Here is a 24370-nt window from a genome sequence, read left to right on the forward strand (position 1 = left end):
ATGGGGCGGAAGTGGGTCGCGGCTGCGGACGCGGCAGCACACAGCGGCGTGCGTGCGCCGCTGTCGTAACCGACGGCAGCCGCAGCTTTTAACGATTGCATGGTGCGCAGGGTCACCACTGAACCGCCGCACACAGGCGTTGGTTTACTCCGCTGATGCAGTGCCGCTGATGCAGCGGCTCACTCCGCTGCATCGCGCCGCACACATCAGTTCGCTACGCAGCTGTTGAATGCATCGTTGCGGGCGAGCTGGACGCAGAGTGATCTTGGTCACGACTCTCGATAACGCCAGGCAAAACGATAATGCGCAACCTGCCGATCGAGTAAGCTCGCGGCAAGTCAGACGAACGTGGGGAAGCGTCTGACCGGTACCGATCTTGAAACGCACTCAAACGACATCGCGCCCCCGGCAGGCGCGGGTTTTTCGTATGGATCACACTGAGAGCCCCCACTCATGCAGCAGGAACAGCGCATCGATTCGTTGACCGGTATCCGCGGTCTTGCTGCGTTGCTTGTCGTCTACGCGCATCTGGCGGAAGAAAGATTCTTCACCGATACCCACCTGTTTCCAGGTGAGATGGGCGTCATGGTGTTCTTTACCCTGAGCGGGTTTCTGATGGCCTTTCTCTACGGAGAGAGAGACCCCAATTACCCCTCGGTGGCGCGCTACGCCATTTCCAGATTCTCGCGCATTGCTCCGGCCTACCTGACTGTCGTGCTGGCGTCCTATTTGATCTACAACCTGGTCGATCCGCAGTTCGTCTACGCCATCAGCCACGACAACCTGTTACGCCATCTGTTGTTTTCCGGCAACGTGTCCGCGCTGTGGAGCATTCCGCCGGAGGTCCAGTTCTACGTGATCTTCGTGGGCATCTGGTTTGCGCTGCGTGCCTTCCGCACCAACAGCAATGTCACCCTGATGGTGGCGGTGCTCGGCACCATCCTGATGCTCATCGCCTACAGGGCACAGCTGCCCGGCACCTTTGTCGGCTCCAAGATCCATTATTTCCTGGCCGGCGTGGTGTTCGGCCTGGTGCGCACCCGGGTTGGCGCCAGCGTCAACATGACCACCCTGGCGGTGCTGCAGGCCGGCGTCATCGGGCTGGTGCTTGCGGTCATCCTGGGCATTATCGATGTCGATCTAGGCTCCAAGCGCGAGCTTTACCTCACGCTGGAGACCGCTGGCTTCGCCGGCATCTTCGTGTTCCTGTTCTCCTTCGACACCGGGCTGAGCAAGCGCCTGCTCGGCAACCGCTTGATGATGCTCAGCGGCGAATGCAGTTTCTCGATGTATCTGCTGAATATCCCGATCATCTACGCCGCCCTGGCGGTCATGGGCGGCCTGCCCCCAAGGCCGGCGCTGGCCTTGCCGATCATTGCGATCACCATCGCGGCCGCCTGGACGATGTACCGCCTGATCGAAATGCCGGGAAATACCCTGCTGCGCCAGCTGGGGACGTGGCTGTTGCTGCGCCCGCGCAGCGCGCCGGTCGTTGTGCCTGCGGCGGTGGAAGGTGCCGGGCCAGTACTGATCCAGGCGCCACAGGTCGGACAGGGCGTGCAAGTCGAGCGACCGTAAGGCCGCGCCCATCCGGCCGGAGCCAGGCCGATCCACGCAGCGCCATTGCAGCCAGCCACGTGACATCGCAGCACGTCCTGCGAGCGCATGGCCTGGCTCTTTTCCGCAGCCATACTGTCAGGTACGCTTATGTCCGGGACAGGACTCATGGGGACTCCTGGCTTACCGCAGCACGACCTGCGCCGACGATAGGCGCCACCGTGCCTGCCCGCAAATGCATGGAGTGGGACTGCAATGGAGCAGGAAAGACGGATCGACGCGCTGACCGGCATTCGCGGCCTGGCCGCGCTGATGGTGGTCTACGACCATTTGGGCGAACAAGGCTTCTTCGTCGGCAGCGATCTGCATCTGGGCGAACTCGGCGTCATGGTGTTTTTCACCCTGAGCGGCTTCCTGATGGCCTTTTTGTATGGCGACAAGGATCCGAGCAGCCGGGCGATCGGCCGGTATGCCATTTCCAGATTCGCGCGCATTGCGCCGGCGTACCTGGCGATCGTCATCCTCTCTTACATGATCTACACCCTGGTCGACCCCAACTTTGTCTATCCCATCCACAACGGCAACCTGCTGCGGCACCTGCTGTTTTCCGGGAATGTATCGGCGCTCTGGAGCATTCCGCCGGAGGTCCAGTTTTACGCAATCTTCGTCGGGCTGTGGATGTCCCTGCATGCCCTGCGCAGCAAGGGCAATGCTGCCCCGCTGATCGTGGCGCTGGCATTGGTGGTTGTCCTGGTCACTTATCGCGCCCAGTTTCCTGGCACCTTCGTAGGCTCGAAGATCCATTACTTCTGCACCGGCGTCGTGCTGGGCCTGATCCGCAGCCAGGTGCCCGCCACCGCAGGCATGACGGCGCTGGCCTGCGTGCAGGCGGCAGCGATCGTGCTGTGCGTGATGGTCTTCACCGGCGTGATCGATCTCGACCTCGGCACCGCGCGCACGCTCTATCTGGACCTGGAAACCGCCGGATTTACCGGGGTCTTCGTCTTCCTTTTCTCTTTCGACACCCGATTGAGCGCACGCCTTCTGGGGAATCGCCTCATCCGCCTGTGCGGGGACTGCAGTTTCTCGATGTATCTGTTGAATGCTCCGGTCATCTATATCGCCCTGGCGCTGCTCGGCGACCGCGCTCCCCAGCCCGCCCTCGCTCTGCCGGTGCTGCTGGCGATCGTGGCCGCGTCCTGGTTGATGTACAGATGGCTCGAAATGCCGGCCAATACCCTGCTGCGTCGCCTCGGCCTGCGTTTGCTGCGCCAGCCTGCAACCGCGCTGGGTGTACATGCGCCGGCCATGGCGGCAACGTCCGTGCCGGCGGGCGACCCGGTGCGCTGAGCCGGTCGTCCGCTCGCGCCGTTGGCGCTGCGGCTGCTGAGTGCCCTCTCGCAGTGGTGCGGTGATTGCCCTCAAGACTGGACGTTGCAGGCCGACAATGTATGCAACGTTTCGAGGAATCCCCATGGGCATCCTGATCTACCTGGTGCCTGCTTTCGCACTCTGGGCGCTCATCGCCACGGGGCTGGCGTACGTGCGTGGGCGCCAGCTCAACGCCGAGTACGGGCAGCACGCCAGCACCCAGGACAGTCTTGCGCGCTATCAGGCAGCGCTGTCACAGCTCAAGGCGCGCGCCGCAGCCACGACGCTGGAGCTGGAATCGCTGCAGCGCAGTTATACCGTGCTCAAGCAGTCGCTGGAGCAGCAGGAACAAAGCGCCGTAGAACAGCAGGGCGCGGACGCGCCCGAGCAAGTGATCCCGATGGTCATGGTGCAACAGCTGGATATCGCCAACGAGATCGGAACGCTGTTTGCCCACGTGGCGCGCGTCGCCCGCAGCCTGCGCCGCTACAGCGCCTACAGCCGCGGTCACAATGCGCCCGAGCCCAGCACCGCACGTTACGATCTGCATTGGCTGGCCGACTGCCTGCACAGTTTCGACCAGATCGGCCACGCGTTGGTACGCGGCAATATCGCCGCATTGATCACCGCCTGCCAGGATCTGCTGTCGATGTACGAGCACTATCTGAAGGACGGCTCCGGCTACAACAGCCGCGATACCTTCCAGCGCCTGAGCAGCGACGTGCCGCTGTCGGAGGCCACCGACGCCATCCGCTCGATCATCGTCAAGGCGACGCTGGCGCAGGATGTGCGAGATGCGGTGCAGGACGATGCGGTGGCAGTGGCGCAGTGAGTTCGGGATTCGGGATTCGGGATTCGGGATTCGGGAATCGGGAATCGGGAATCGGGAATCGTAAGAGCGTGTGTGGCGCGAACTGCTGAGTCACCGCGTGCGCATGGATTGATGGCCTTGAAGCCGCGCCTGGCTAGCGCAAAAAAAACGCGCCGTTATCGGCGCGTTTTTGTTTCCACTTCCAGCACTAATGCTGCGGTAATGCGTAGGCGATCAACGCGTCGCCTGCTGGGGTTTCCATGAAGTGGTGGCCGCCGGCCATGATCACCAGGTACTCGCGGCCGCCATAGGAATACACCATGGGGTTGGCCTGCCCTCCTGCCGGCAACTTGGCGTGCCAGAGCTCCTTGCCTGTCGACAGGTCGATGGCGCGGATCAGGTCGTCGGTGGCTGCCGCGATGAAGATCAGCCCGCCCGCAGTCACTACCGAGCCACCGTTGTTGGGCGTCCCGATCTCGATCGGCAGGCCGGAGCGGATGCCGAACGGGCCATTGCCGCGCGCACTGCCGAACGGGCGATCCCACAGCGTCTTGCCGCTGGCCAGATCGATGGCGCGGATGCCGCCATACGGCGGTTCCTTGCACAACAGCTTGGTGAACGGCAGCCGCCAGCCGGCGTTGACGTTGATCGCATACGGCGTGCCGGCCTGCGGGTCGCCCGCGCCTTCTGCGCCGCCTGCATCGCCGCGCACCTGGTCGCGCGGCGCCCAACCCAGCTTGTCGGCCTTGGCCCGCGGCACCAGCAGGTTGTAGTTCGGCATGTCGTTGTAATTGGCCACGATCACGCCGCGCTGCGGGTCCACCGCCACGCTGCCCCAATCGGAGCCGCCGTTGTAACCGGGGTATTCGATCGAATGCCGCTCGGCTTCCGGTGGGGTGTAGATGCCCTTGTAACTGGCTTTGCGGAACTGGATACGACACACCAATTGGTCGATCGGGGTCATGCCCCACATGTCGCGTTCGGTCAGATCCGGCTTGCGCAACGTGTGATACAGCGAAAACGGCTGGGTCTTTGCGCGCATCTGTGGCTCGACGCCACCGGCGGGCACCGCGCGCTCTTCCACGCCAACCAGCGGCTTGCCGGTGCGTCGATCCAGCACATACAGCTCGCCCTGCTTGCTCGGCAGCAACACTGCCGGCACGTTGACGCCGTCCTTGGGGAAATCGATCAGGCTCGGCTGCGAACCCAGGTCGTAATCCCAGGCATCGATATGGGTGGTCTGGAAATTCCACACCGGCTTGCCGGTGGTGACATCCAGCGCCACCAGCGAGGTCGCGTAGCGATTCTCCTGCGGCGTACGCGAGCTGCTCCAGTAATCGGCGGTGGAGTTGCCCATCGGCAGGTACACATAGCCCAACTGCTCGTCCGCAGCGGCGGTGGTCCACATATTGGGCGTACCACGCGTCCAGGTCTGGCCCGGCGGTGGTGCGCCATTCCAGTCCGGATGGGTCATGTCCCAGGCCCAGCGCAGTTTTCCGGTGATCGCGTCGAACCCTTCGATCACACCGGAGGGTTCGTAGCGCTTCTGTCCATCCAGCACCTGATGGCCGGTGACCACCACGCCGCGCACGATGGCCGGCGGCGAATTGATCGACACATAGCCCGGCGGGGTGTCGCCCATGCCCACGGTGATATCGACCTGGCCATTGCTGCCGAAGTCCGGGCACAGTTGACCGCTACGTGCATCCAGCGCAATCAGGCGTCCATCCAGCGTGCCTTCGATCACCCGCGTGCGGCACAGCGCCGAACCGGCGGTTGCGGCCTCGGCAGCGCCCGTCGTGGTCACGGCCGGCACCTCGTAATACGACACGCCACGGCACGCGGCGGTATACGGAATCGCCTCGTCCTTGACCTTGGGGTCGTAGCGCCAGCGCTGCTTGCCGCTGGACGCATCCAGCGCGATCACCTGGTTGCGCGCAGTACACAGGTACAGGCTGTCGCCCACCTTCAACGGCGTGGTTTCCGCGCCCCAGCGCTTGTTTGGCAAGTCTCCGGTGTGGAAGACCCAGGCCTGCTGCAGCTGCGCGACGTTGTCGCGGTTGATCTGTTGCAGCGGCGAATAGCGCTGACCTGCCTGGCTACGCCCGTATGCGGCCCAATCGCCATCGGCGGGCGCGTTGGCCGGTTGCACGTCGGCCGTTGCAGACGCTGCCGATGCATCGCCATTGACCAAGCCGCCGACCATCCCTGCAGCATGGGCCAACGCGCCATCGGCCTCGGTCACCCCAAACGGCTTGAACGCCAGCGCGAACGCGACCACAAACACCGCCGCCAACACACCCGCCACGCTGCGCGACACCGCGCGCGATACCGGGCGTTGCAGCCTGGGCAACAGCAGCGCAAGCACCAACGCCAGACCGACGATCAGGCCCAGGCGCGGCACCCAACGCCAGTAATCGCTGCCCGACTCCCACCATGTCCAGAGCAGCGAGCCGGCCACCACAGCTGCAAACCACCACGCGCCCGCGTTGCGGCCACGCAACAGCAACACGCCTGAAATCAGCATCGCCGCACCAGCCGGAGCGTAATACCAGGAGCCACCCAGCGCGGCCAACCACACACCACCGGCCAGCAACACCGCACCCAGTACGGCAATCACGCCTCCCAGGATCGCAAGCGCCCAATGGCCGCGACCGGAAGGACGATCCACATTCGTCATCAGTTGTTCCTCTTCGACTCAGCGGCGACGCAACGCCGCCGCACCGCCACTTACCTTCGACCCGCAGCGGTGAAAGCACCGCGTTTTTCGCGGGGATGAAGGGTAAACACTGCGTTGCACATGTCATCGCGTGCAACAAACCAAGCACGTAACACTGGAACGCAAAAAAAAACGCCGGCATTGCCGGCGTTTTCGTTCGACTGCAGCGATGACGCTACACGATCACTCTTCGGTTGCCGGTGGCAGTGCGACGGACTCGGCGGTTGCGCCCGCGTCGTCCGCCACGTCGTCCACTTCATCCAGCGATGCATCCAGGCGTTCGACCGCCTGCAGCTTTTCGCCCTTGGACAAGCGGATCAACGTCACGCCCTGGGTATTGCGGCCGACGCGCGAAATTTCCGAACCGCGTGTGCGCACCAGGGTGCCGCCATCGGAGATCAGCAACACTTCGTCGGTAGCGCCCAGCAGCACCGCACGCACCAACTTGCCGTTGCGCTCGGTAGTCTGGATACCGATCACGCCCTGCGTACCGCGCCCCTTGCGCGGATATTCGGCCAGCGGAGTGCGTTTGCCGTAGCCGTTCTCGGTGGCGGTGAGGATATAGGCCACATTGCCGTCGTCGGTGACTTCAATCACGCCTGCATCGGCGCCGTCGGCGGTGTCGACGACTTCGTCGGCAGCGTCTTCATCGGACTCGATCTCGATGCCACCGGCCGGGTCGGACACGATCAGGCTGACCACTTCCTCGCCCTTGGGCATGCGGATACCACGCACGCCGGTGGCGGTACGGCCCATCGAACGCACGGTGGACTCGCCGAAGCGCACGGTCTTGCCGTTGGAGGCGAACAACAGCACGTCGCGATCGCCATCGGTCAGGGCCACGCCGACCAGCGCATCGCCTTCATCCAGATTGATGGCGATCTTGCCGCGCGCCAGACGGAAGGCGAATTCGCTCAGCGGGGTCTTCTTGACGGTACCGTTGCGGGTAGCGAAGAACACAAAACGGTTGTCGGCGTATTCGCGCACCGGCAATACCGCCTGCACCCGCTCGCCGGATTCCAGCGGAATCCAGTTGATGATCGGGCGGCCCCGCGCATTGGAGCCGGCTTCCGGCAATTGATGCACAGGCAGCCAAAACACCTTGCCGCTGCTGGTGAAGGTCAGCAGCGTGTCGTGCGTATTGACCAACCACAGCTGGTCGATGAAATCCTCTTCCTTGGTCGCTGCGGCAGAACGACCACGGCCGCCACGCCGCTGCGCGCGATACGCGCTCACCGGCTGACGCTTGGCATAACCGGCGTGCGACAGCGTCACCACCACGTCTTCCGGCGCGATCAGATCGAGAATATCCAGATCTTCTTCGCTGTGACGGATCTCGGTGCGGCGCTCGTCGCCGTACTCTTCGCGGATGTTGATCAGCTCGTCGCGGATCACCTGCAGCAGCACGTCCGGGTTTTCCAAGATGCGGATCAGGCCCTGGATGACCTCGAGCAACTGCTTGTACTCGTCGGTCAGCTTTTCCTGTTCCAACCCGGTCAGGCGATGCAGACGCATTTCCAGGATCTGCGCGGCCTGCACTTCGCTGAGCTGATAGAAACCATTGGCCAGGCCCACGCCCGGCGCCAGGTCTTCCGGCTTGGAGGCCTCTGCGCCGGCCGCGCCAAGCAGCGCACCGACCAGACCCGGTTCCCAGGTCTTGGCCAGCATGCGCTCGCGCGCTTCCTGCGGGTTGGCCGAGGTCTTGATCAACTCGATCATTTCATCGATGTTGGCCAACGCAACGGTCAGGCCTTCCAGCACATGCGCACGCGCGCGCGCCTTGCGCAGTTCGTAAATGGTGCGGCGGGTGACCACCTCGCGGCGGTGGCGGATGAACGCCTCCAGCATCTGCTTGAGGTTCATCAACTGCGGGCGACCGTCGATCAGCGCCACCATGTTGATGCCGAACACCGACTCCATCTGGGTTTGCTGGTACAGGTTGTTGAGCACAACCTCGGCCGACTCGCCGCGCTTGATTTCGATGTAGATGCGCATGCCGTCCTTGTCGGACTCATCGCGCAGCTCGCTGATGCCTTCGAGCTTCTTTTCCTTGACCAGCTCGGCGATCTTTTCGATCAACCGCGCCTTGTTGACCTGGTAGGGGATCTCGGTGACGACGATCGCCTCGCGGCCGTTGTCGGCCACTTCCACATCGGCCTTGGCGCGGATGCGCACGCGGCCGCGGCCGGTGCGATAGCCCGCGGCAATGCCGGCGGTGCCGTTGATGATGCCGGCGGTGGGGAAATCCGGGCCCGGGATGTATTCCATCAAGCCTTCGACGTCCAGCTCGGGCGTGTCGATCAGCGCGATGCAGGCGTTGATCGCCTCGGTCAGGTTGTGCGGCGGGATATTGGTGGCCATGCCCACCGCGATACCGGCCGAACCGTTGACCAGCAGGCTCGGGAACCGCGTCGGCATGACCGTCGGTTCCAGTTCCTTTTCATCGTAATTGGGCTGGAAATCGACGGTTTCCTTGTCGATATCGGCCATCAGTTCATGCGCCAGCCGCGACATGCGCGACTCGGTATAACGCATCGCCGCGGCGGAGTCGCCGTCGACCGAACCGAAGTTACCCTGGCCGTCCACCATCATGTAGCGCAACGAGAACGGCTGTGCCATGCGCACCAGCGTGTCGTACACCGACTGGTCGCCGTGCGGATGGTATTTACCGATGACGTCGCCGACGATACGCGCCGACTTGAAGTAGGCCTTGTTGCTGTGGGCGCCCAGTTCGTGCATCGCGAACAACACACGGCGGTGCACAGGTTTGAGGCCATCACGGGCATCGGGGAGTGCGCGGCCCACGATCACGCTCATGGCGTAATCGAGATAGCTCTTGCGCATCTCGTCTTCCAGGTTGACCTGGATGATTTCCTTGGCGGTTTCTGCCATTCGGGTTCCGTAAGTGAGGTGGCGGGCGAGCCGGAAAGCCGCGTCAGGGGCGCCTTAGTCACAGGCTGCCGACCCTACGCTCCCGCCGATCGATTCAAGCCCCGGATTGTACCACGAAGGGGCTTCCCGATACCGTCGCTTTACGGCCAGAAACAAGCACTTGCGGGGATTTTGGCGGGACGTTGGCGGCAACCTTGCCGCCGGTCCGGCTCAGCTGCCGAAAGCGGCCTGCATTCGGGCCGGATCGGGGTGCTCGATCACCCCTCGCTCGGTGACGATGGCATCGATCAGTGCCCCCGGGGTGACGTCGAACACCGGGTTCCAGGCATGGATGCCCTCGGCCACGGTCCGCACCCCGCCCACGCCGAACAGCTCGCCGGGATCGCGCTGTTCGATCTCGATCTGATCGCCATCGCTGGTGGCCATGTCCACCGTCGACGACGGCGCCACCACCATGAACTTGACCCCGTGGTGGCGTGCGGCAATGGCCAGCTGATAGGTGCCGATCTTGTTGGCGGTATCGCCGTTGGAGCAGATGCGGTCCGCACCGACGATCACCCATTGCACCAGGCCGGATTTCATCAGATGCGCGGCCGCCGAATCGGCGATCAGGGTGGCATCGATGCCGTCCTGCTGCAGTTCCCACACGGTCAGGCGCGCGCCCTGCAGCCACGGGCGGGTTTCGCCGGCGAACACCTTGGCGATGCGTTGCTGCGCCATGCCGGCGCGAATCACGCCCAGCGCAGTGCCGAAACCGGCGGTGGCCAGCGAGCCGGTGTTGCAGTGGGTGAGCACGCCGCTACCCGGCGCGATCAGCCCGGCACCGAGCGCGCCCATGTGACGATTGGCGGCCAGGTCTTCATCGGCGATGGCCTGTGCCTCGCGGGCAATCACCTCGCGCCAGTCGGCACCGGCCGCGCCCAGCACGCGACGCATCCGCATCAATGCCCAGGCCAGGTTGACCGCGGTCGGGCGCGCAGCATTGAGCCGCAACAGCGCCGGTTCGAGTTTCTGCAAGGCCGCACTGCCATCGTCGGCAGCGATGTCGCGCGCCGCCAACACCACGCCCCACCCGGCCGCGATACCAATCGCCGGCGCACCGCGCACGGCCAGCGAACGGATGGCCTCGGCCACCGCATCGCTGCTCTGGCAGCGCACATGCTCCACCACGAAAGGCAACTTGCGTTGGTCGAGCAATTCCAGGGCATCGCCGGTCCACAACAGGGGACGAATGTGGTCGTAGCGGGCGTAATCGATATGGGCGCTGTCGTTCATGCGTCTATTGTAAGGCGCAGGGGCGGTGCAGTCAGTGGGCCGTCAATGGGCAGCTCGCAGCGCGCACGGCGATGCGTAAGCGCAAACGCCCGGTTGGTTGAGGGCGCGGTGCCCTCGCCGCTCGCGGGACACGCCGTGAACCCGTCCATGGGGGCTCGGTGGCGGCATCCATGCCGCCAACGGTCCCGCAATCGGCGAGGACACCGCACCAGACAGTTGGCTAGTGGTTTATTGAAGAACGAGGGCAGCGCGTCGCTGTCTGCCGATTGCTTGTTGCAAACCACGCACGCCGACCATCTCGACTGGTCCTTGCCCGCCCAGCGTCGCGGGATCTTACGCGGCGTGGACGGCGTGACAGCTTGCGAGGACGTACCTTCAGCACGTGCCGGGATGGTGGGCGGGCAAGGACGCTGCGACCAAACCACAGATCAGCGCGCTACGGCGCAAGCCGACATCCCGCTCAATACTTAGGCCGACACCCAACGGGCTTGTCAGCCGCTCAGTCGACGATGAACTCGGCGCGGCAACCGTCGTTGACCCACACCCCGTCGCGGCTCCAGCCCCAGGTCTGGCCCTCCACGCACGGCGTTCGGGACATCTGCCGGCCCAGGCGCACCTTGCGCTCCACCGACACCCCGCAGGTGCGGCGCGTGCTCTTCTTCGATTCGCAGGTGACCATGCGCGGCACCGCCACGAACCCGGAGCCATCTTCGGCACCGACCTCGAACTCGCCGTCGCAACCGCGCGACACCCAGATTTCGTTACGGCGCGTTCCCCAGGTGCGGCCTTCCTTGCACGGCCACATCGAGCGCTGACGCAGCAGGCGTACCGGCGCGCCGCGCAGCACCACCGGGCACGCGACCTTGCCGCCATTGGAATCGCAGCGCACCACGCGCCGCATCAAGGTAGCCGCAGGCGCAGCGGTAGCGAATTCGGCACGGCAGCCCTGCTCCACCCACACACCGTCGCGGTCGACATCCCATTCGCTGCCGCGGATGCAGCTGGTTTCGGAGAGCTGACGGACCAGCTGCACGCCGCTGGCGACATCCATCGCGCAGTGCACGCGGGCCAGGTCCTTGGATTCGCAACGCACCACGCCCGAGCCCCGCTCGGCGGCACGCGCATCAGCGAGCATCAGCAGCGGCAGGCACCACAAACCGCATAAGCTGATCAGCCACTTCATGCCAACAATCCTCACCCGAAACGATCGACGTCGCGCCCCCGTGGACGTGAAGATGAGAGCATCATCGATGTGAAGATGGCAATACGGTGGCGATGACAACCGGATGGCAGCGTCACGCCATCGTGGTGGTCGCACTGCCGGGTGCGGGCGGTATTGCTTGCATGGAATGAGTTGCACCGATTGGATCTATGCCGTGATCGGTGCTGGCCCACTGCGGCCTACCGCGACGCGACAACTGCATTCCCGTAGTGGATCAGGAGCGGCCAAGAACGCCTGGCAAGTCGTCGTCAGGTGGGCATGAACAGTGCGCTCGAACCGGAGTGACGCCCGCAACGGGCACCACGTACCGCGCCGAGTACCGCCTACACCCGCCTGGCGATGCGCGCAGCCAGTTCATTGACCGCTCTCGGTGCCTGCTACGCCGCCACTGCCTGTCAACACATCAGGCGCGCGCGAAGTCGAATGCCAGCACGTCGGCAATCTGCGTAGTGTCGCGCAAGGCCATCAATAGCCGATCCACTCCCACCGCCACGCCGGCGCAATCGGGCAGCTGCGACAACACCGCCAGCAGGTGCTCATCCAGCGGCAGCTGCGGCAAGCCGCGCGCCGCACGCACGCTGTTGTCGCGGATGAAGCGGGCCCGTTGCTCCCGGGCGTCGTTCAATTCGTGGTAGCCGTTGGCCACTTCATAGGCGCCCAGATACAGCTCGAAGCGCTCGGCCACCGGCGGGCTGTCCTGACGGATCCGTGCCAGCGCGCATTGGCTGGCGGGCCAGTCGTGCACCACGGTCAAGGTATCGCTGGCAAAGCCCGGCTGGAGGCGATGGGTCATCAACAGGTCCAGCCAATCGTCGCGCGTCAGTCCCTGTGGATCGATGGCGACGTCATGCAGTACTGCACGCAGCGTGTCGACCGGATCCAGCAAGGGGTCGATGCCCAGGCGTTGCACGAACAGCTCGCGATAGCTGAACACCTGTACCGTCGCTTGGCGCTGCACCAGGGCCAGTGCGCGCTGGACCAGCGCGATGGTTTCCTGGGCCAGGGCGCGGTCGTCCCAGCCCACCCGATACCACTCGAGCATGCTGAATTCCGGATTGTGCCGGCCGCCGGCTTCGCCATTGCGAAACACGCGTCCCAGCTCGTAACAATCGCCCAGGCCGGCTGCGAGCAATCGCTTGAGCGAATACTCCGGCGAGGTGCGCAGCCAGCGCACCGGCGCGCCGGCATCCACGTGCCCGCTGAAGCAGGTGCTGAAGCTGTCGATGTTCGGTTCGGTGTTGCCGGCCTGCGACAGCACCGGCGTCTCCACTTCCAGCACGTCGCGCTCGGCAAAGAACGCGCGAATCGCGGCATTGAGCTGCGCGCGCAGTTGCAGCGCGGCCAGATCCAGTTGCACTGCCGTCATGGCTGTTGACCGTGCTCGCCCAGGAAGGCCAGCAGCCGTGCTTCGTCCCAGATTTCCACACCCAGCGATTGCGCCTTGTCGAGCTTGGAACCGGCCTCTTCGCCAGCCACCAGGAACGCGGTTTTCTTGGAGACGCTGCCGGCGACCTTGGCGCCCAAGGCTTCGAGCCGCTGCTTGGCGGCATCGCGCGTCAATGCGGCCAGGGTGCCGGTGATCACCACGGTCTGCCCGTCCAGTGGACCGGACTGCACGGCCTCGGCTTCCGGCAGGCGCGCCAGCACTGTTTCCATCGCCTGCTGCGCCGATGTGGCGAGTGCCGCGTTTTCGGGGCGATCCAGCCATTGCAGCAGCGCGGCGACCACCGGTGCGGGCACGCCGGCCTGCAGCAAGGCGTCGCTGCCGGCAGTACGCAGCGCATCGAACGACGGCACCGCTGCCGCCAGTTGCTGGGCGCGCACCGGCGTCACCTTGGGAATGTCCATGTCTTCCAGCACGCTGGCAAAACTCAGGGCATCGCGCAGCTTGGGCGATGGCGGATGTGCATCGCCGATGCGCACGCCACGTTGCAGCAAGTCGTCGATGGCCTGCTGATTGCCCGGCTGATCGAGAAAGTGCCCGAGCGAACGAGCTACTTCGCCACCGATATCGGGCACGCGCTTGAACAGCGGCCACGGCAGATGGCGGATCAGCTCCAGATCGCCGAACCAGGCCGACAAGGCCTTGGCGGTGCTCTCGCCCACATGCTCGATGCCCAGCGCGAACAGGAAACGTTCCAGCGTGGTGTCGCGCGATGTTTCGATCGCCTCGATCAGGTTCTCGGCCCATTTGGTGGCGATCTTGCGGCGGTTCCAATCGAAGCTCGGCAGCCCCGCACGCAGCAGGTCGGCCTGCCAGCTCTGCGGCGCCTCGCGCTCGCCGGCCAGATCCACGCCGATGCTCGCCACGGTGGCTTCCAGCTGCGCATACGCAGCGGTTGCCAGATGCTCACGCGCCTCACGCAAGAACGCATGCGGGCTGTCGGCGGTGCTGATCAGGCGCAACTGCAGCAGTTGATCGACGGTGAGCAGATACAGATCGGCCACGCCCTGCACCAGCCCGCTATCGACCAGCACTTCGATGAATTTTTCGCCCAGGCCATCGACATCCATCGCGCGGCGCGAGACGAAATGCCGAAACGCTTCCTTGCGCTGCGCCGGGCAAGTCAACTCGCCCGAGCAGCGCCACACCGCCTGGCCTTCTTCGCGCACGATCTCCGACCCGCACACCGGGCATTGGGTGGGCATGCGCCATTCCTGCGTGCCCGGCGGGCGCTGATCGGCGACCACACCGGCCACTTCGGGAATCACATCGCCGGCACGGCGCACGATCACCGTATCGCCCACGCGCACATCCAGCCGCGCGATCTGGTCGGCGTTGTGCAAGGTCGCGTTGGTGACGATCACGCCCGCCACATGCACCGGCTTCAGTCGCGCCACCGGCGTGGCCGCACCGGTACGGCCGATCTGGATCTCGATCGCCTCCACCGTGGTGGATTGCTCCTGGGCCGGGAACTTGTGCGCGATCGCCCAGCGCGGTGCGCGCGAGACAAAGCCCATCTCGCGCTGCCCGGCCAGATCGTCGAGCTTGTAGACCACGCCGTCGATATCGAAAGCCAGCCCGTCGCGCGCCGCTCCGATGCGTTGGTAGTACGCCAACAGGCCGTCGCCGCCCTGCACCACCTCCACCAGCTGGCTGACCGGAAACCCCCAGTCGCGCAGCTGCGCCAGGATGGCCGAATGCGTCTGCGGCAAGGCACCGTCGCGCACCTCGCCCACGCCATAGGCAAAAAAGCTCAGCGGACGCTGCGCGGTGATGCGCGCGTCCAGCTGCCGGAGCGAGCCGGCCGCGCCATTGCGCGGATTGGCCAGCACCTTGCCGCCTTGCGCGCGCATCTGCGCGTTGTACGCCTCGAACGCGACGCGCGGCATGTAGACCTCGCCGCGCACCTCCAGCACCTTCGGCCAGCCCTGCCCGCGCAGGCGCAACGGAATCGCCTTGACGGTGCGCAGGTTGGCGCTGACATCCTCGCCGGTGGCGCCGTCGCCACGGGTCGCACCCTGCACGAATTCGCCGTCTTCGTAGCGCAGGCTGATCGCCAGGCCATCGAGCTTGGGTTCGGCCGAGAACACCGGTTGTTTGAGCTCCAGCCGCTCGCTGATGCGTCGGACGAACTCGTTCACTTCCTCGTCGCTGAAGGCATTGCCCAACGACAACATCGGCATGGCATGCCGCACCTCGGCAAAGCGCGACGCGGCCAGATGGCCCACCCGTTGCGTTGGCGAATCGGCACTGGCCAGTGCCGGGTGCTCGGCTTCCAGCGCCTCCAGCTCACGCATCAGGCGGTCGTAATCGACGTCGGCCATCTGCGGCTCGTCGAGCACGTGATAGCGGTAGTTCGCGTCTTCGATTCGACGACGCAAGGCGTCGATGCGCTGAGCGGGATCCGGGCTGACAGTCATACGATCGCTGGGCTGGCACTGGGCCGCCCATTCTAACGGGCCGTGCCGATACGCAAGCGATGGTGGGCGTGACCACGACGCCCGACATGCCCCCCTCACTGAATGGACCGATGCAGGCAACCGCAAGGCTGGAGGCGATGGCGCTGCTGGAGCGTGGGGCGCAGCCGGCCAGCAAACCCGGCAGGAGGCGCCAGAGCGCAGCCGGCCTCGACGGGCTTTCTGGACCAACGGCTCTGCCCGCTGACGGCCGACAGCCTACCGCCCGGGGATTTCCCGATAGGCAGACCGGCGCAAACCCGCTAGCGTGGCGCCCTCTTCGCCGCCCCATCTGGAGCTCACCCGTGTCGTTGCCCGTCTCGCGCCGTTCGTTTCTCAGCCTTGCCACCACTGGCGTGGCGGTTTCCGCATTGGGGCTGGCACCCGCGGCCGAGGCAGCCCGCAAGCGCGCTGCCGCTCCGGCAGCGCCCGGCGTGGCCGCGGCGGCCGGCACGGTGTACCTCAATCTCAACGAGCACCCGCTTGGGCCCGCTCCGGCCGCGCTGGATGCCGCAACGCGGTCGCTGGCGCGGTCGGGGCGCTACCTGCTGGAGATGGAGCAGGACCTGCGCAATCTGATGACCGGCGAACTGCAGCTGCCCAACGACCATCTGGCGTTGTTTGCCGGCTCCAGGGATGCGCTCAACCGCGCCGGCAACCTGTTCACCTCGGCGCGCGCCGGCCTGGTGGTGGCAGACCCGAGCTTCGACCCGGTGATCGACAGCGCCACTGCCCGCGGCGTCGCGGTGCGCAAGGTGCCGCTGCGGGCCGACGGCGCGCACGACGTCAAGGCGATGGCCAAGGCCGACCCGACCGCCGGCCTGATCTATCTGTGCAACCCCGGCAACGCCACCGGCAGCATCACCCCGCGCAGCGACATCGAATGGCTGCTGGCCAACAAGCCGGCCAGCGCGGTGCTGGTGGTCGACGAGGCATACATCCACTACAGCAACGAGCCGTCGGTGGTCGATCTGGTGCGTCAGCGCCAGGACCTGATCGTGTTGCGCAGCTTCTCCAAGCTCTACGGCATGGCCGGTCTGCGCCTGGGTGCGGCGCTGGCCCCGCCGGGCCTGCAGACCAAGCTCGCCAGCTTCGGCAGCAACCCGCTGCCGGTCCCGGCGATGGCCGCCGGCATCGCCAGCCTGCGCGATCCGCAGCTGGTGCAGACCCGGCGCGCCGACAACGCGCGCGTGCGCGATGAGACCGTCGCCTGGCTCAAGGGCAAGGGCTACACCTGCCTGCCCACGCAAGCGAACTGCTTCATGCTGGACGTCAAGCGCGACGCCGGCGTGTTTGTCGATTCGATGCAGAAGCAGGGCGTGATCGTCGGCCGCAGCTGGCCGATCTGGCCCAAGCGCGTGCGCGTGAGCGTCGGCACCGAGGCGGAGATGGTGCGGTTCCGCGAGGCATTCACCAAAGCCAAGCGCTGAGCACTGAGCATTGCGTGGTCATCCCTTCTCCCTACGGGAGAAGGTGCCCCGAAGGGGCGGATGAGGGTGCGCCTCGAAGATCTGCCAACACATGTAATGACAAACGCGTCGCCACGCGCCGTCAATAGTGAATCACCAACTGCGCCACTGCTTCGCTCCGTGCCCGCACCCCTGCTCCGCGCCCCGGCCCGCGCGTGCGGCGCGAAAGCCGTGCGTGCTCGTCCCGCAGGGAGAGGTGCGTTAGAGCTACCGATCCAACGCCTCCCGCTGCGGTGTGCGCAGCGTGTGCCGGATCCAGCAATAACTGATCACAAAGGTCAGCACCATCGAGCCGGCATTCCACAGCAGCAGCTCACGCAACATCGGCGGGCCTTGCAGGATATGCGCGTAATAGCGGCGATCCAGTAGCGCGATCGCATGCGGCAGGAACACGCTGATGAAGGGCGTCGGCACCGGGGCAACCAGCAAGGTGATGGCAGCGGCGAAACTGCCCACCACCCACGGCGAGTTGCGCGGGCGTTTGCGCAGGCGCGCGGTGATCAGCGAAAAGATCCACAACAGCGGCATTGCCAGAATCGTCCACAGCACCAGCAGCAATGCCACTGCCAGCATGCCCTGCAGACTCAACATCGCTCAACTCACCAGCGCGGGGATTTGGTCAGCGGCGGTGCCTGGTGCTGACGATCGTAGGCACGCAGTTCGTCGCGGATATGCGCCACGCGCTGACGGCCCAGCGCATTGCGGCTGTCATCCAGTACCACGCCGTCCAGCAACTCGGCCATGCGTTGTACGGTTGGCAACATCTTTTCCCAGGCATCCAGCGCGGTCATCGGCGCCGGCAGGGTCAGGAAAAACGCGATCGCCGGCGTCTGCATCTCGCGGATGTTGGCCATGTCGAAACTGCCCGGCTTGAGGATGCTGGCCATGCTGAAGATCGGCCCGCGTTCCGGATGCCCTTCCACCAGGCGGTGGAACACATTCATATGGCCGAACACCAGGCCGGTCTTTTCCGCAGCGACCACCACATCTTCGCCACGCAGGATCTGACCTGCCTTGGCCGCCACGAAGAGCGACACGATCTTGTCGAAGTCCTGATTCGGGCGCTTGCCGACGTCGTTGCCGCCTGCCGCATCCTGCTCGCCCAGGTCGAGCTCGCTCTGTTCGGCGCCGCCTTCGCTGCGCTCGAACGCGTCTGCGTCAATCCCCGCATCGCCGGAAATCACCGGCTCGCGGCGTTCGCGCGGTTGGCTCTCGTCCTTGTCGACGCGACGTCCCTGCGGCGACTTCTTCGGGCGGCCGAACAGAAAAATGGCAGCGACCAGCAGCACTCCCGCGATCAGGATCCCGATCCGGATCATGGCCATGTCGGACATTCAGCGTGCCTCCGCATAAGAGTGACAGGTGTCGATATTCCGACAAGCATGGCACGTCATGCCGCACCCGCCAAACGTGCGGCTTCTTCCAGGTCCACGCTGACCAGGCGGCTGACGCCTGGCTCGCGCATGGTCACGCCGGACAACTGGCGCGCCGCTTCCATGGTCGCCTTGTTATGGCTGACGAACAGGAACTGCACCTTCTCGCTCATCTCGCGCACCATGTTGGCCAGGCGGCCGACATTGGCTTCGTCCAGCGGCGCGTCCACCTCGTCCAGCAGGCAGAACGGCGCCGGATTGAGCTGGAAGATCGCAAACACCAGCGCCACCGCGGTCATCGCCTTTTCGCCGCCGGACAGCAGCGAAATGCTGGACACGCGCTTGCCGGGCGGGCGCGCCATGATGGTCACGCCGGTATCGAGCAGGTCTTCGCCGGTGAGTTCCAGGTATGCGTGGCCGCCGCCGAACAGGCGCGGATACAGCGCCTGAACGCCTGAGTTGACGCGATCAAAGGTGTCCTTGAACCGGCCACGGGTTTCGCGGTCGATCTTGCGGATGGCTTCTTCCAGCGTTTCCAGTGCGGTGTTGAGGTCCAGGTTCTGCGCGTCCAGATATTCCGAACGCTGCGCGGCCTCGCCGTATTCCTGGATCGCCGCCAGGTTCACCGGCTCCAGGCGCCGCATGCGGCCGTCGATCTGGTTCACCGCCGCTTCCCATTCGGCCACGTTGGCGGACTCGGACAGGCCGTTGACCACGTCTTCGAGCACGAAGCCGGCCTTGACCACTGCGGCAGACAACTGTTCGGCGTTGAGCACCAGCGCCTGTTGATCGAGCTTGCGCTGGTTGATGCGCTCGCGCTGCGCCAGCGCCTGTTCGTCGCGCTGCTGGCGGGTCTGCTCGAAGCTGCGCAGCTCGCCGTCGATGCTGTCGAGCAGCGCGCGCGTTTCGCTGAGCACACGCTCGGTGCGGACGCGCTCGCTGAGCGCGGCCTGATGTTCGTGCTCCAGCGTTTCCACCGGCGAATCGCCATCGCTGAGCTGGGCGACCAGATCCTCCAGACGCGTGTCCAGCTGGCCGCGCTGGCTGTCCATTCGCTCCAGGGTCTGGCTGAGCGAGGTGATCTGGGTGCGCTGCGATTCCAGCGTGAGCGCCAGCGCATGCATCGCATCGCGCACGCCGCGTGCGGCATCGCGGGCCTGGTCGCGGCCATCGGTGAGCTGGCGGCGTTCGTCTTCCAGCGCCTGACGCGTGCCTTGCAGGTCGCCCATCAAGGTGACCGCGTCTTCGAGTTTCGCACGTGCCTCGCGGGCCTGTTCGCGGCTGGTGTCCAGCGTTTCCAGCAACTGCGACAGCTCGTTTTCGATGCGCTCGATGCGCGTACGCGCGGCATCGACCTTGCCCTGCTGGCTCTGCAACTGGCCGGCCAGTTCGGACACGCTGCGGTGCGCCATGTACAGCTGGCGCTGTGCATCTTCGCGCTGCTGTTCGGCCGCCAGCAGCTGCTCGCGGAAGCTGCCCAGGCGCTGCTCGAGTTCGGCTTCGCGCTCCTGCAGCGTTTCGATCTGCGCACGCAGCTCCTGGATTTCGCGCTCGCGCAGCAAGGCGCCCTGCTTGGCCGCGCCGGAGCGCGATACGCGCACCCAGCCCTCGCCCAAGCGCTCGCCGTTGCGGGTAATGACCGAGTCGCCTTCCGGCAACGAGGCCTGCAACGCGCGTGCGGCCTGCAGATCGTCGGCGGCGTGCAGACGCGCCAGCAGGCGACGAATCGCGATCGGCCCCTGTACCTTGGCCGCCAACGAGGTCGGTGCGAAGGTGGCGGCATCGGTGGCACTGGACACCAGCGCGATGCGGCCTTCGCCCAACTCGCCCAGCGCGTCGACCAGCTGCTCGGGCGCATCCACCAGCACGCCTTCGATCAACTGCCCCAGCGCGCTTTCGACGGTATTTTCCCAGCCGCTTTCCACCGTGATGCGCTCGCCCACGCGCGCCGCCGAATCCAGCCCGCGCGACTTCAGCCACGCCACCGCCGCGCCCTGTTCCTGGCCAAGGGCGGCCTGTTGCAGGGTTTCCAGCGACGACAGCCGGCCACGCGCGGCCTGCGCCTGCTTGCGCACCTCGGCCAGCTCGCCCTGGCTGGCGCGCTGCTGTTCCTGCAGCCCGCCAAGTGCGTGCTTGCGCGCCTCGACCTGCTCGGTCAGCCCGTCCAGCGACGTCTTTTGCGTCTCATGGCGCAGCTCGATCTGCTCGAACGCCTCGGCCAGCGCGTCCAGATCCAGCCCGGCACGTTCGTTGACCAACGCTTCGCGGCGGCGGTCGGCTTCCAGCGACTGGCGGTCCAGGTAATCGACACGCGTACGCTCCACCTCGCCGGCGCGCGAGGCTTCGCCGGTGTCGCGATTATGGGTTTCCCAGCGTTGCTGCCAGTCGGCCAGCCGCGCTTCGGCTTCGCGCAGCGATTCCTGGCGGAACTCATGGTCTTCGCGCAGCTGTTCCAGCTGCGGCTCGGCCGCATCCACGGCCTCGCGCAACACCGCCAGTTTTGCCGAATCGCCGCTGATGTGCTGGGTCAGTTCCTGCAACTGGCTTTGCGCCTCGTCGCGCGCCTTGTGCAGGCGATGCGAGAGTTCGCGCTGGTGCTGGATCTGCTGCTCGATGCGCGCCAACGCGCTGCCCACCTGGTACACATCGGCCTGCGCCTTGGCCACCGCTTCGGCGGCTTCTTCGCGACGCACGCGCCCGGTTTCGATCCGCGCCTCGGCATCGCGCTGGTCGGCGATCAGCTGCTGCAGGCGGGTCTCTTCCTGGTTCAATTTTTCGCGCAGGCCCTGCAATTGCCCATCCAGGCCGCGGTATTCCAGCGCCTTCCACTCGGCATCCTTGATCCGGCGTTCTTCCTGCAAGGCCTGGTACTGCTCGGCCTGGCGCGCCTGGCGCTGCAGATGCGCCAGCTGCTTGGTGATTTCCTCACGCAGGTCGCCCAGGCGGTCGAGGTTTTCGCGGGTGTGGCGGATGCGGGTTTCGGTTTCCTTGCGGCGTTCCTTGTACTTGGAAATGCCGGCGGCCTCTTCCAGATACACGCGCAGGTCTTCGGGGCGCGCCTCGATGATCTGGCTGATCATGCCCTGCTCGATGATCGAGTAGCTGCGCGGGCCCAGGCCGGTCCCCAGGAACAGGTCGGTGATGTCGCGACGCCGGCACTTGGTGCCGTTGAGGTAGTAGGCGCTGTTGCCGTCGCGGCTGACCAGGCGCTTGACCGAGATCTCGTTGAACGAGGCGAACTCGCCGGTGATGGTGTGATCGGAGTTGTCGAAGATCAGTTCCACCGTCGCCTGCGACACCGGCTTGCGCGCCGAGGAGCCGGAAAAGATCACGTCGGTCAGCGAGTCGCCACGCAGCCGGCTGGCCGAGCTTTCGCCCATCACCCAGCGCACCGCATCGATGATGTTGGACTTGCCGCAGCCATTGGGGCCGACGATGCCGGTCATGTTGGTGGGCAGGTGCAACGTGGTCGGGTCGACGAACGACTTGAAACCGGACAGCTTGATCGTGGACAGGCGCATGGAAACAGGGATCTCGGTCAACGGCGCGGGGCACGCCATCGGGTCGGGGTTGCAACGGCGTCGCGCTGGCCGACAGGACGCCAGCAACACGGGCCACGCGAACGATTGGCGTTGAGTATAACGGCCGGGCACGGCGGACACCGGCAGGCCCGCCAGCGCCGGTGTCCGGAGGCTGCGTCGATTCAGACCCTGGGCTGTGCCTGGCCCCTTGCCGGCAACCCGACCACCTCCCGCAAAACGGCCCGCAACGACGCCTGGAACACCGCCGCATGGTGCAGCGCAGGGAACTGGCGGTAACGCACATCCAGACCCGGCAGGGCCATCAGGCGCCGGGCAAGCTGCCATGCCGCATCGGCCGGCGCGCCCTGGATCGCGGCCAGCAGCGCAGCGCGATCGGGGTCATCGCGGCGGCGCGCATCGATCTGCCCGGCCCGCTCCGCGCCGCCAAGAAACAGCCACAGCCGCTCGGCATGACGCAGGCCGCGCGCGACCAGCGCGTGTTCGGGCGTGCCCAGCAGGGCGCCCTGCCCCCACCAGAGCGACGGACTGGCGGCCGCAAAATCGGTAAACCAGCCCTCGCCGGCATACAGCGCGTGCATTACGAACAGGCCGGCCAGCGAGTGACCCCACAGCGCCTGCCGCCTGCCATCCAGTCGTACGCGCTGCGCCAGCGCGGGCACCGCCTTTTGCAGCAGCGCAGCGTGCAGCGCCTGCGCGCCGCCGCCCACCCGCCCTGCAGCGGCACCGGGCGCGGCAAGGAATGGATGATCGGCCGGCTGGAACGTGTAATGGCGAGCCCGGGTGGGCAAGTCGATCAGCAGCGCGTGGTCCGCGTCGACAAAGACCAGCACCGGCGGCACCGGCAGGCGCGCCAGCCGCCACAGCGTCACGGGATCGAACAGGCCCAGCGCCCGGTTGCCGTCCAGCATCCACAGCCCCGGAGCGCCACGCCTGGGCGTTACCGCGTGCGGAATCGCAAAACGGATGCGCCAGCGACAGGCGTCATCGTCGCCAACCGGCACGCTGACGCTGCCGAAGCGATACCCGCGCGCCAATGGCGAACGGGCGCTTGCCAGCGCCGCGCCCAGCCGCAACCGATCAGTGCCGGGTGGTTGCGCATTGATTCCGCGCCATGTCGTCGGGCTCATCGGTCGCGGCTCGCCACCGCCGTACAGCGCTTGAGAACGATCGGCAGCATGCCGCGCCCGAACGCACAACGGGCGCCCTGAGGCGCCCGTTGTTGTTGCCGCAAGCGAACTGTTCCCTAAGATCAGCTTCGCTTAGATGCCACTGACCAGGATCAGGCGTCGGATTCGACGATGACCTTGACGGTGGTTTCCACATCGGCGTGCAGGTGCAGCACAACGTCGTACTCGCCGACATTGCGGAATGCGCCTTCGCCCAGGATCACTTCGCTCTTTTCCAGCGGCAGGCCGGCGGCGGTGAACGCCTCGGCGATATCGCGCGGACCGACCGAGCCGTACAGCTTGCCTTCGGTCGACGCGTGCGCACCGATGGTGACGCTGGCGCCTTCGAACTTGGTGGCGCGGCTCTGTGCATCGGCCAGGATGGTGTTGGCCTTGGCTTCGTACTCGGCGCGCTTGGTTTCGAACGCTTCGACGTTGGCAGCGGTGGCCGGGACGGCCTTGCCCTGCGGCACGAGGAAGTTACGGCCGTAGCCCGGCTTGACGCTGACCTTGTCGCCCAGATTGCCCAGGTTGGTCACTTTCTGCAGAAGAATCAGATCCATGGTGGTGCTCCGTTATTCGTTAGCGCCGGCGCTTTGGCCGACGCAACGTTTGCTGTCCGAAAAGACGGGATTCGGGAATCGGGATTTGGGAATCGCAAAAGCACGATCAACACCGCATCTCGAATGACCGGCCTCTAATTTTTTTTAAGTAACCCGCACATGGATGTGCGGGCTCTTGTGAGGGACTCACATACAAACTGCGGGCTTCTGTGAGGGACTCACATACAGCCGTGCGGGCTCTTGTGAGGAACTCACATCAACGACTCGGATTAGACGTCGTGGTTGTCCGTGTACGGGATCAGCGCCAGGAAACGCGAGCGCTTGACGGCCGTGGCCAGCTGACGCTGGTACTTGGACTTGGTACCGGTCACGCGGCTCGGCACGATCTTGCCGTTCTCGGTGAGGTACTGGCGCAGGGTGTTGAGATCCTTGTAATCGATCTCCTTGACGCCCTCGGCGGTGAACTTGCAGAACTTGCGACGACGGAAGAACTTGGACATGACAGCGCTC

Annotated in this window: 16 protein-coding genes and 1 pseudogene; 4 read left to right on the forward strand and 13 right to left on the reverse strand. The window is 65.5% G+C overall.

Going from position 1 to position 24370, the window contains the following annotated elements:
* The first annotated feature begins 453 nt into the window (after positions 1–453).
* The 3 genes from FHY19_RS09080 (at position 454) to FHY19_RS09090 (ending at position 3760) form a co-directional block, all read left to right on the forward strand.
* Positions 454–1578 carry an acyltransferase gene (locus tag FHY19_RS09080; RefSeq protein ID WP_259165049.1) on the forward strand — a complete coding sequence of 375 codons (1125 nt, stop codon included), beginning with the start codon at positions 454–456 and terminating at the stop codon, positions 1576–1578.
* 234 nt (positions 1579–1812) lie between these two features.
* Positions 1813–2907: an acyltransferase gene (locus FHY19_RS09085; protein WP_259165051.1), complete on the forward strand. Its 1095-nt coding sequence runs from the start codon at positions 1813–1815 to the stop codon at positions 2905–2907.
* Between the two features lie 124 nt (positions 2908–3031).
* Complete coding sequence (locus tag FHY19_RS09090) at positions 3032–3760, forward strand: hypothetical protein (RefSeq protein WP_259165053.1); 729 nt, start codon at positions 3032–3034, stop codon at positions 3758–3760.
* Positions 3761–3947: 187 nt separating this feature from the next.
* On the opposite strand, the gene FHY19_RS09095 is transcribed toward FHY19_RS09090, so the two are convergent.
* The 7 genes and pseudogenes from FHY19_RS09095 to ligA all read right to left on the reverse strand — a co-directional run bounded on the left by FHY19_RS09095 (position 3948) and on the right by ligA (position 15711).
* Entirely contained in the window at positions 3948–6419 is a 2472-nt protein-coding gene (locus FHY19_RS09095) for a membrane-bound PQQ-dependent dehydrogenase, glucose/quinate/shikimate family (RefSeq protein WP_259165058.1), read from the reverse strand.
* Positions 6420–6641: 222 nt separating this feature from the next.
* On the reverse strand, positions 6642–9350 hold the full coding sequence (gene gyrA, locus FHY19_RS09100; RefSeq protein ID WP_259165075.1) for a DNA gyrase subunit A: 2709 nt from the start codon (positions 9348–9350) through the stop codon (positions 6642–6644).
* A gap of 210 nt (positions 9351–9560) precedes the next feature.
* Positions 9561–10625 carry an S-methyl-5-thioribose-1-phosphate isomerase gene (mtnA, locus tag FHY19_RS09105; protein WP_259165090.1) on the reverse strand — a complete coding sequence of 355 codons (1065 nt, stop codon included), beginning with the start codon at positions 10623–10625 and terminating at the stop codon, positions 9561–9563.
* 42 nt (positions 10626–10667) lie between these two features.
* Positions 10668–10857: pseudogene (locus tag FHY19_RS22370) on the reverse strand (hypothetical protein); the annotation flags it as partial.
* 267 nt (positions 10858–11124) lie between these two features.
* Positions 11125–11808: a DUF3011 domain-containing protein gene (locus FHY19_RS09110; RefSeq protein ID WP_259165092.1), complete on the reverse strand. Its 684-nt coding sequence runs from the start codon at positions 11806–11808 to the stop codon at positions 11125–11127.
* Between the two features lie 442 nt (positions 11809–12250).
* Positions 12251–13213, reverse strand: coding sequence for an EF-P lysine aminoacylase EpmA (gene epmA / locus FHY19_RS09115; RefSeq protein WP_259165100.1), 963 nt, complete (start codon positions 13211–13213; stop codon positions 12251–12253).
* Entirely contained in the window at positions 13210–15711 is a 2502-nt protein-coding gene (gene ligA / locus FHY19_RS09120; protein ID WP_259165106.1) for an NAD-dependent DNA ligase LigA, read from the reverse strand. The genes epmA and ligA overlap by 4 nt, the downstream gene beginning before the upstream one ends.
* 341 nt (positions 15712–16052) lie before the next feature.
* Between ligA and FHY19_RS09125 the strand changes: the two genes are divergently transcribed.
* Complete coding sequence (locus FHY19_RS09125; RefSeq protein WP_259165108.1) at positions 16053–17177, forward strand: pyridoxal phosphate-dependent aminotransferase; 1125 nt, start codon at positions 16053–16055, stop codon at positions 17175–17177.
* Positions 17178–17423: 246 nt separating this feature from the next.
* Here FHY19_RS09125 and FHY19_RS09130 read toward each other — a convergent pair whose 3' ends face one another.
* The 6 genes from FHY19_RS09130 to rpsR form a co-directional block, all read right to left on the reverse strand.
* Positions 17424–17807: a hypothetical protein gene (locus FHY19_RS09130; protein WP_259165109.1), complete on the reverse strand. Its 384-nt coding sequence runs from the start codon at positions 17805–17807 to the stop codon at positions 17424–17426.
* 8 nt (positions 17808–17815) lie between these two features.
* Complete coding sequence (gene zipA, locus FHY19_RS09135; protein WP_259165117.1) at positions 17816–18550, reverse strand: cell division protein ZipA; 735 nt, start codon at positions 18548–18550, stop codon at positions 17816–17818.
* A gap of 56 nt (positions 18551–18606) precedes the next feature.
* Positions 18607–22110: a chromosome segregation protein SMC gene (gene smc / locus FHY19_RS09140; protein WP_259165128.1), complete on the reverse strand. Its 3504-nt coding sequence runs from the start codon at positions 22108–22110 to the stop codon at positions 18607–18609.
* A gap of 182 nt (positions 22111–22292) precedes the next feature.
* Positions 22293–23258 carry an alpha/beta hydrolase-fold protein gene (locus FHY19_RS09145; RefSeq protein ID WP_259165132.1) on the reverse strand — a complete coding sequence of 322 codons (966 nt, stop codon included), beginning with the start codon at positions 23256–23258 and terminating at the stop codon, positions 22293–22295.
* Between the two features lie 152 nt (positions 23259–23410).
* The gene (gene rplI, locus FHY19_RS09150) at positions 23411–23860 is read right to left on the reverse strand and encodes a 50S ribosomal protein L9 (RefSeq protein ID WP_005991240.1); all 450 of its coding nucleotides are present in this window, start codon (positions 23858–23860) and stop codon (positions 23411–23413) included.
* Between the two features lie 269 nt (positions 23861–24129).
* Entirely contained in the window at positions 24130–24360 is a 231-nt protein-coding gene (gene rpsR, locus FHY19_RS09155) for a 30S ribosomal protein S18 (RefSeq protein ID WP_005991243.1), read from the reverse strand.
* Between the last annotated feature and the right edge of the window lie 10 nt (positions 24361–24370).

Source organism: Xanthomonas sp. 4461 (genome assembly GCF_024806475.1).
GTDB lineage: Bacteria > Pseudomonadota > Gammaproteobacteria > Xanthomonadales > Xanthomonadaceae > Xanthomonas > Xanthomonas arboricola_F.

Coding starts and splice junctions, on each gene's coding strand:
- FHY19_RS09080 (WP_259165049.1), top strand. CDS start 454: ATGCAGCAGGAACAGCGCATCGATTCGTTGACCGGTATCCGCGGTCTT.
- epmA (WP_259165100.1), bottom strand. CDS start 13,213: ATGACGGCAGTGCAACTGGATCTGGCCGCGCTGCAACTGCGCGCGCAG.
- ligA (WP_259165106.1), bottom strand. CDS start 15,711: ATGACTGTCAGCCCGGATCCCGCTCAGCGCATCGACGCCTTGCGTCGT.
- smc (WP_259165128.1), bottom strand. CDS start 22,110: ATGCGCCTGTCCACGATCAAGCTGTCCGGTTTCAAGTCGTTCGTCGAC.
- zipA (WP_259165117.1), bottom strand. CDS start 18,550: ATGTCCGACATGGCCATGATCCGGATCGGGATCCTGATCGCGGGAGTG.
- FHY19_RS09090 (WP_259165053.1), top strand. CDS start 3,032: ATGGGCATCCTGATCTACCTGGTGCCTGCTTTCGCACTCTGGGCGCTC.
- FHY19_RS09085 (WP_259165051.1), top strand. CDS start 1,813: ATGGAGCAGGAAAGACGGATCGACGCGCTGACCGGCATTCGCGGCCTG.
- FHY19_RS09130 (WP_259165109.1), bottom strand. CDS start 17,807: ATGTTGAGTCTGCAGGGCATGCTGGCAGTGGCATTGCTGCTGGTGCTG.
- mtnA (WP_259165090.1), bottom strand. CDS start 10,625: ATGAACGACAGCGCCCATATCGATTACGCCCGCTACGACCACATTCGT.
- rplI (WP_005991240.1), bottom strand. CDS start 23,860: ATGGATCTGATTCTTCTGCAGAAAGTGACCAACCTGGGCAATCTGGGC.
- FHY19_RS09145 (WP_259165132.1), bottom strand. CDS start 23,258: ATGAGCCCGACGACATGGCGCGGAATCAATGCGCAACCACCCGGCACT.
- rpsR (WP_005991243.1), bottom strand. CDS start 24,360: ATGTCCAAGTTCTTCCGTCGTCGCAAGTTCTGCAAGTTCACCGCCGAG.
- FHY19_RS09095 (WP_259165058.1), bottom strand. CDS start 6,419: ATGACGAATGTGGATCGTCCTTCCGGTCGCGGCCATTGGGCGCTTGCG.
- gyrA (WP_259165075.1), bottom strand. CDS start 9,350: ATGGCAGAAACCGCCAAGGAAATCATCCAGGTCAACCTGGAAGACGAG.
- FHY19_RS09110 (WP_259165092.1), bottom strand. CDS start 11,808: ATGAAGTGGCTGATCAGCTTATGCGGTTTGTGGTGCCTGCCGCTGCTG.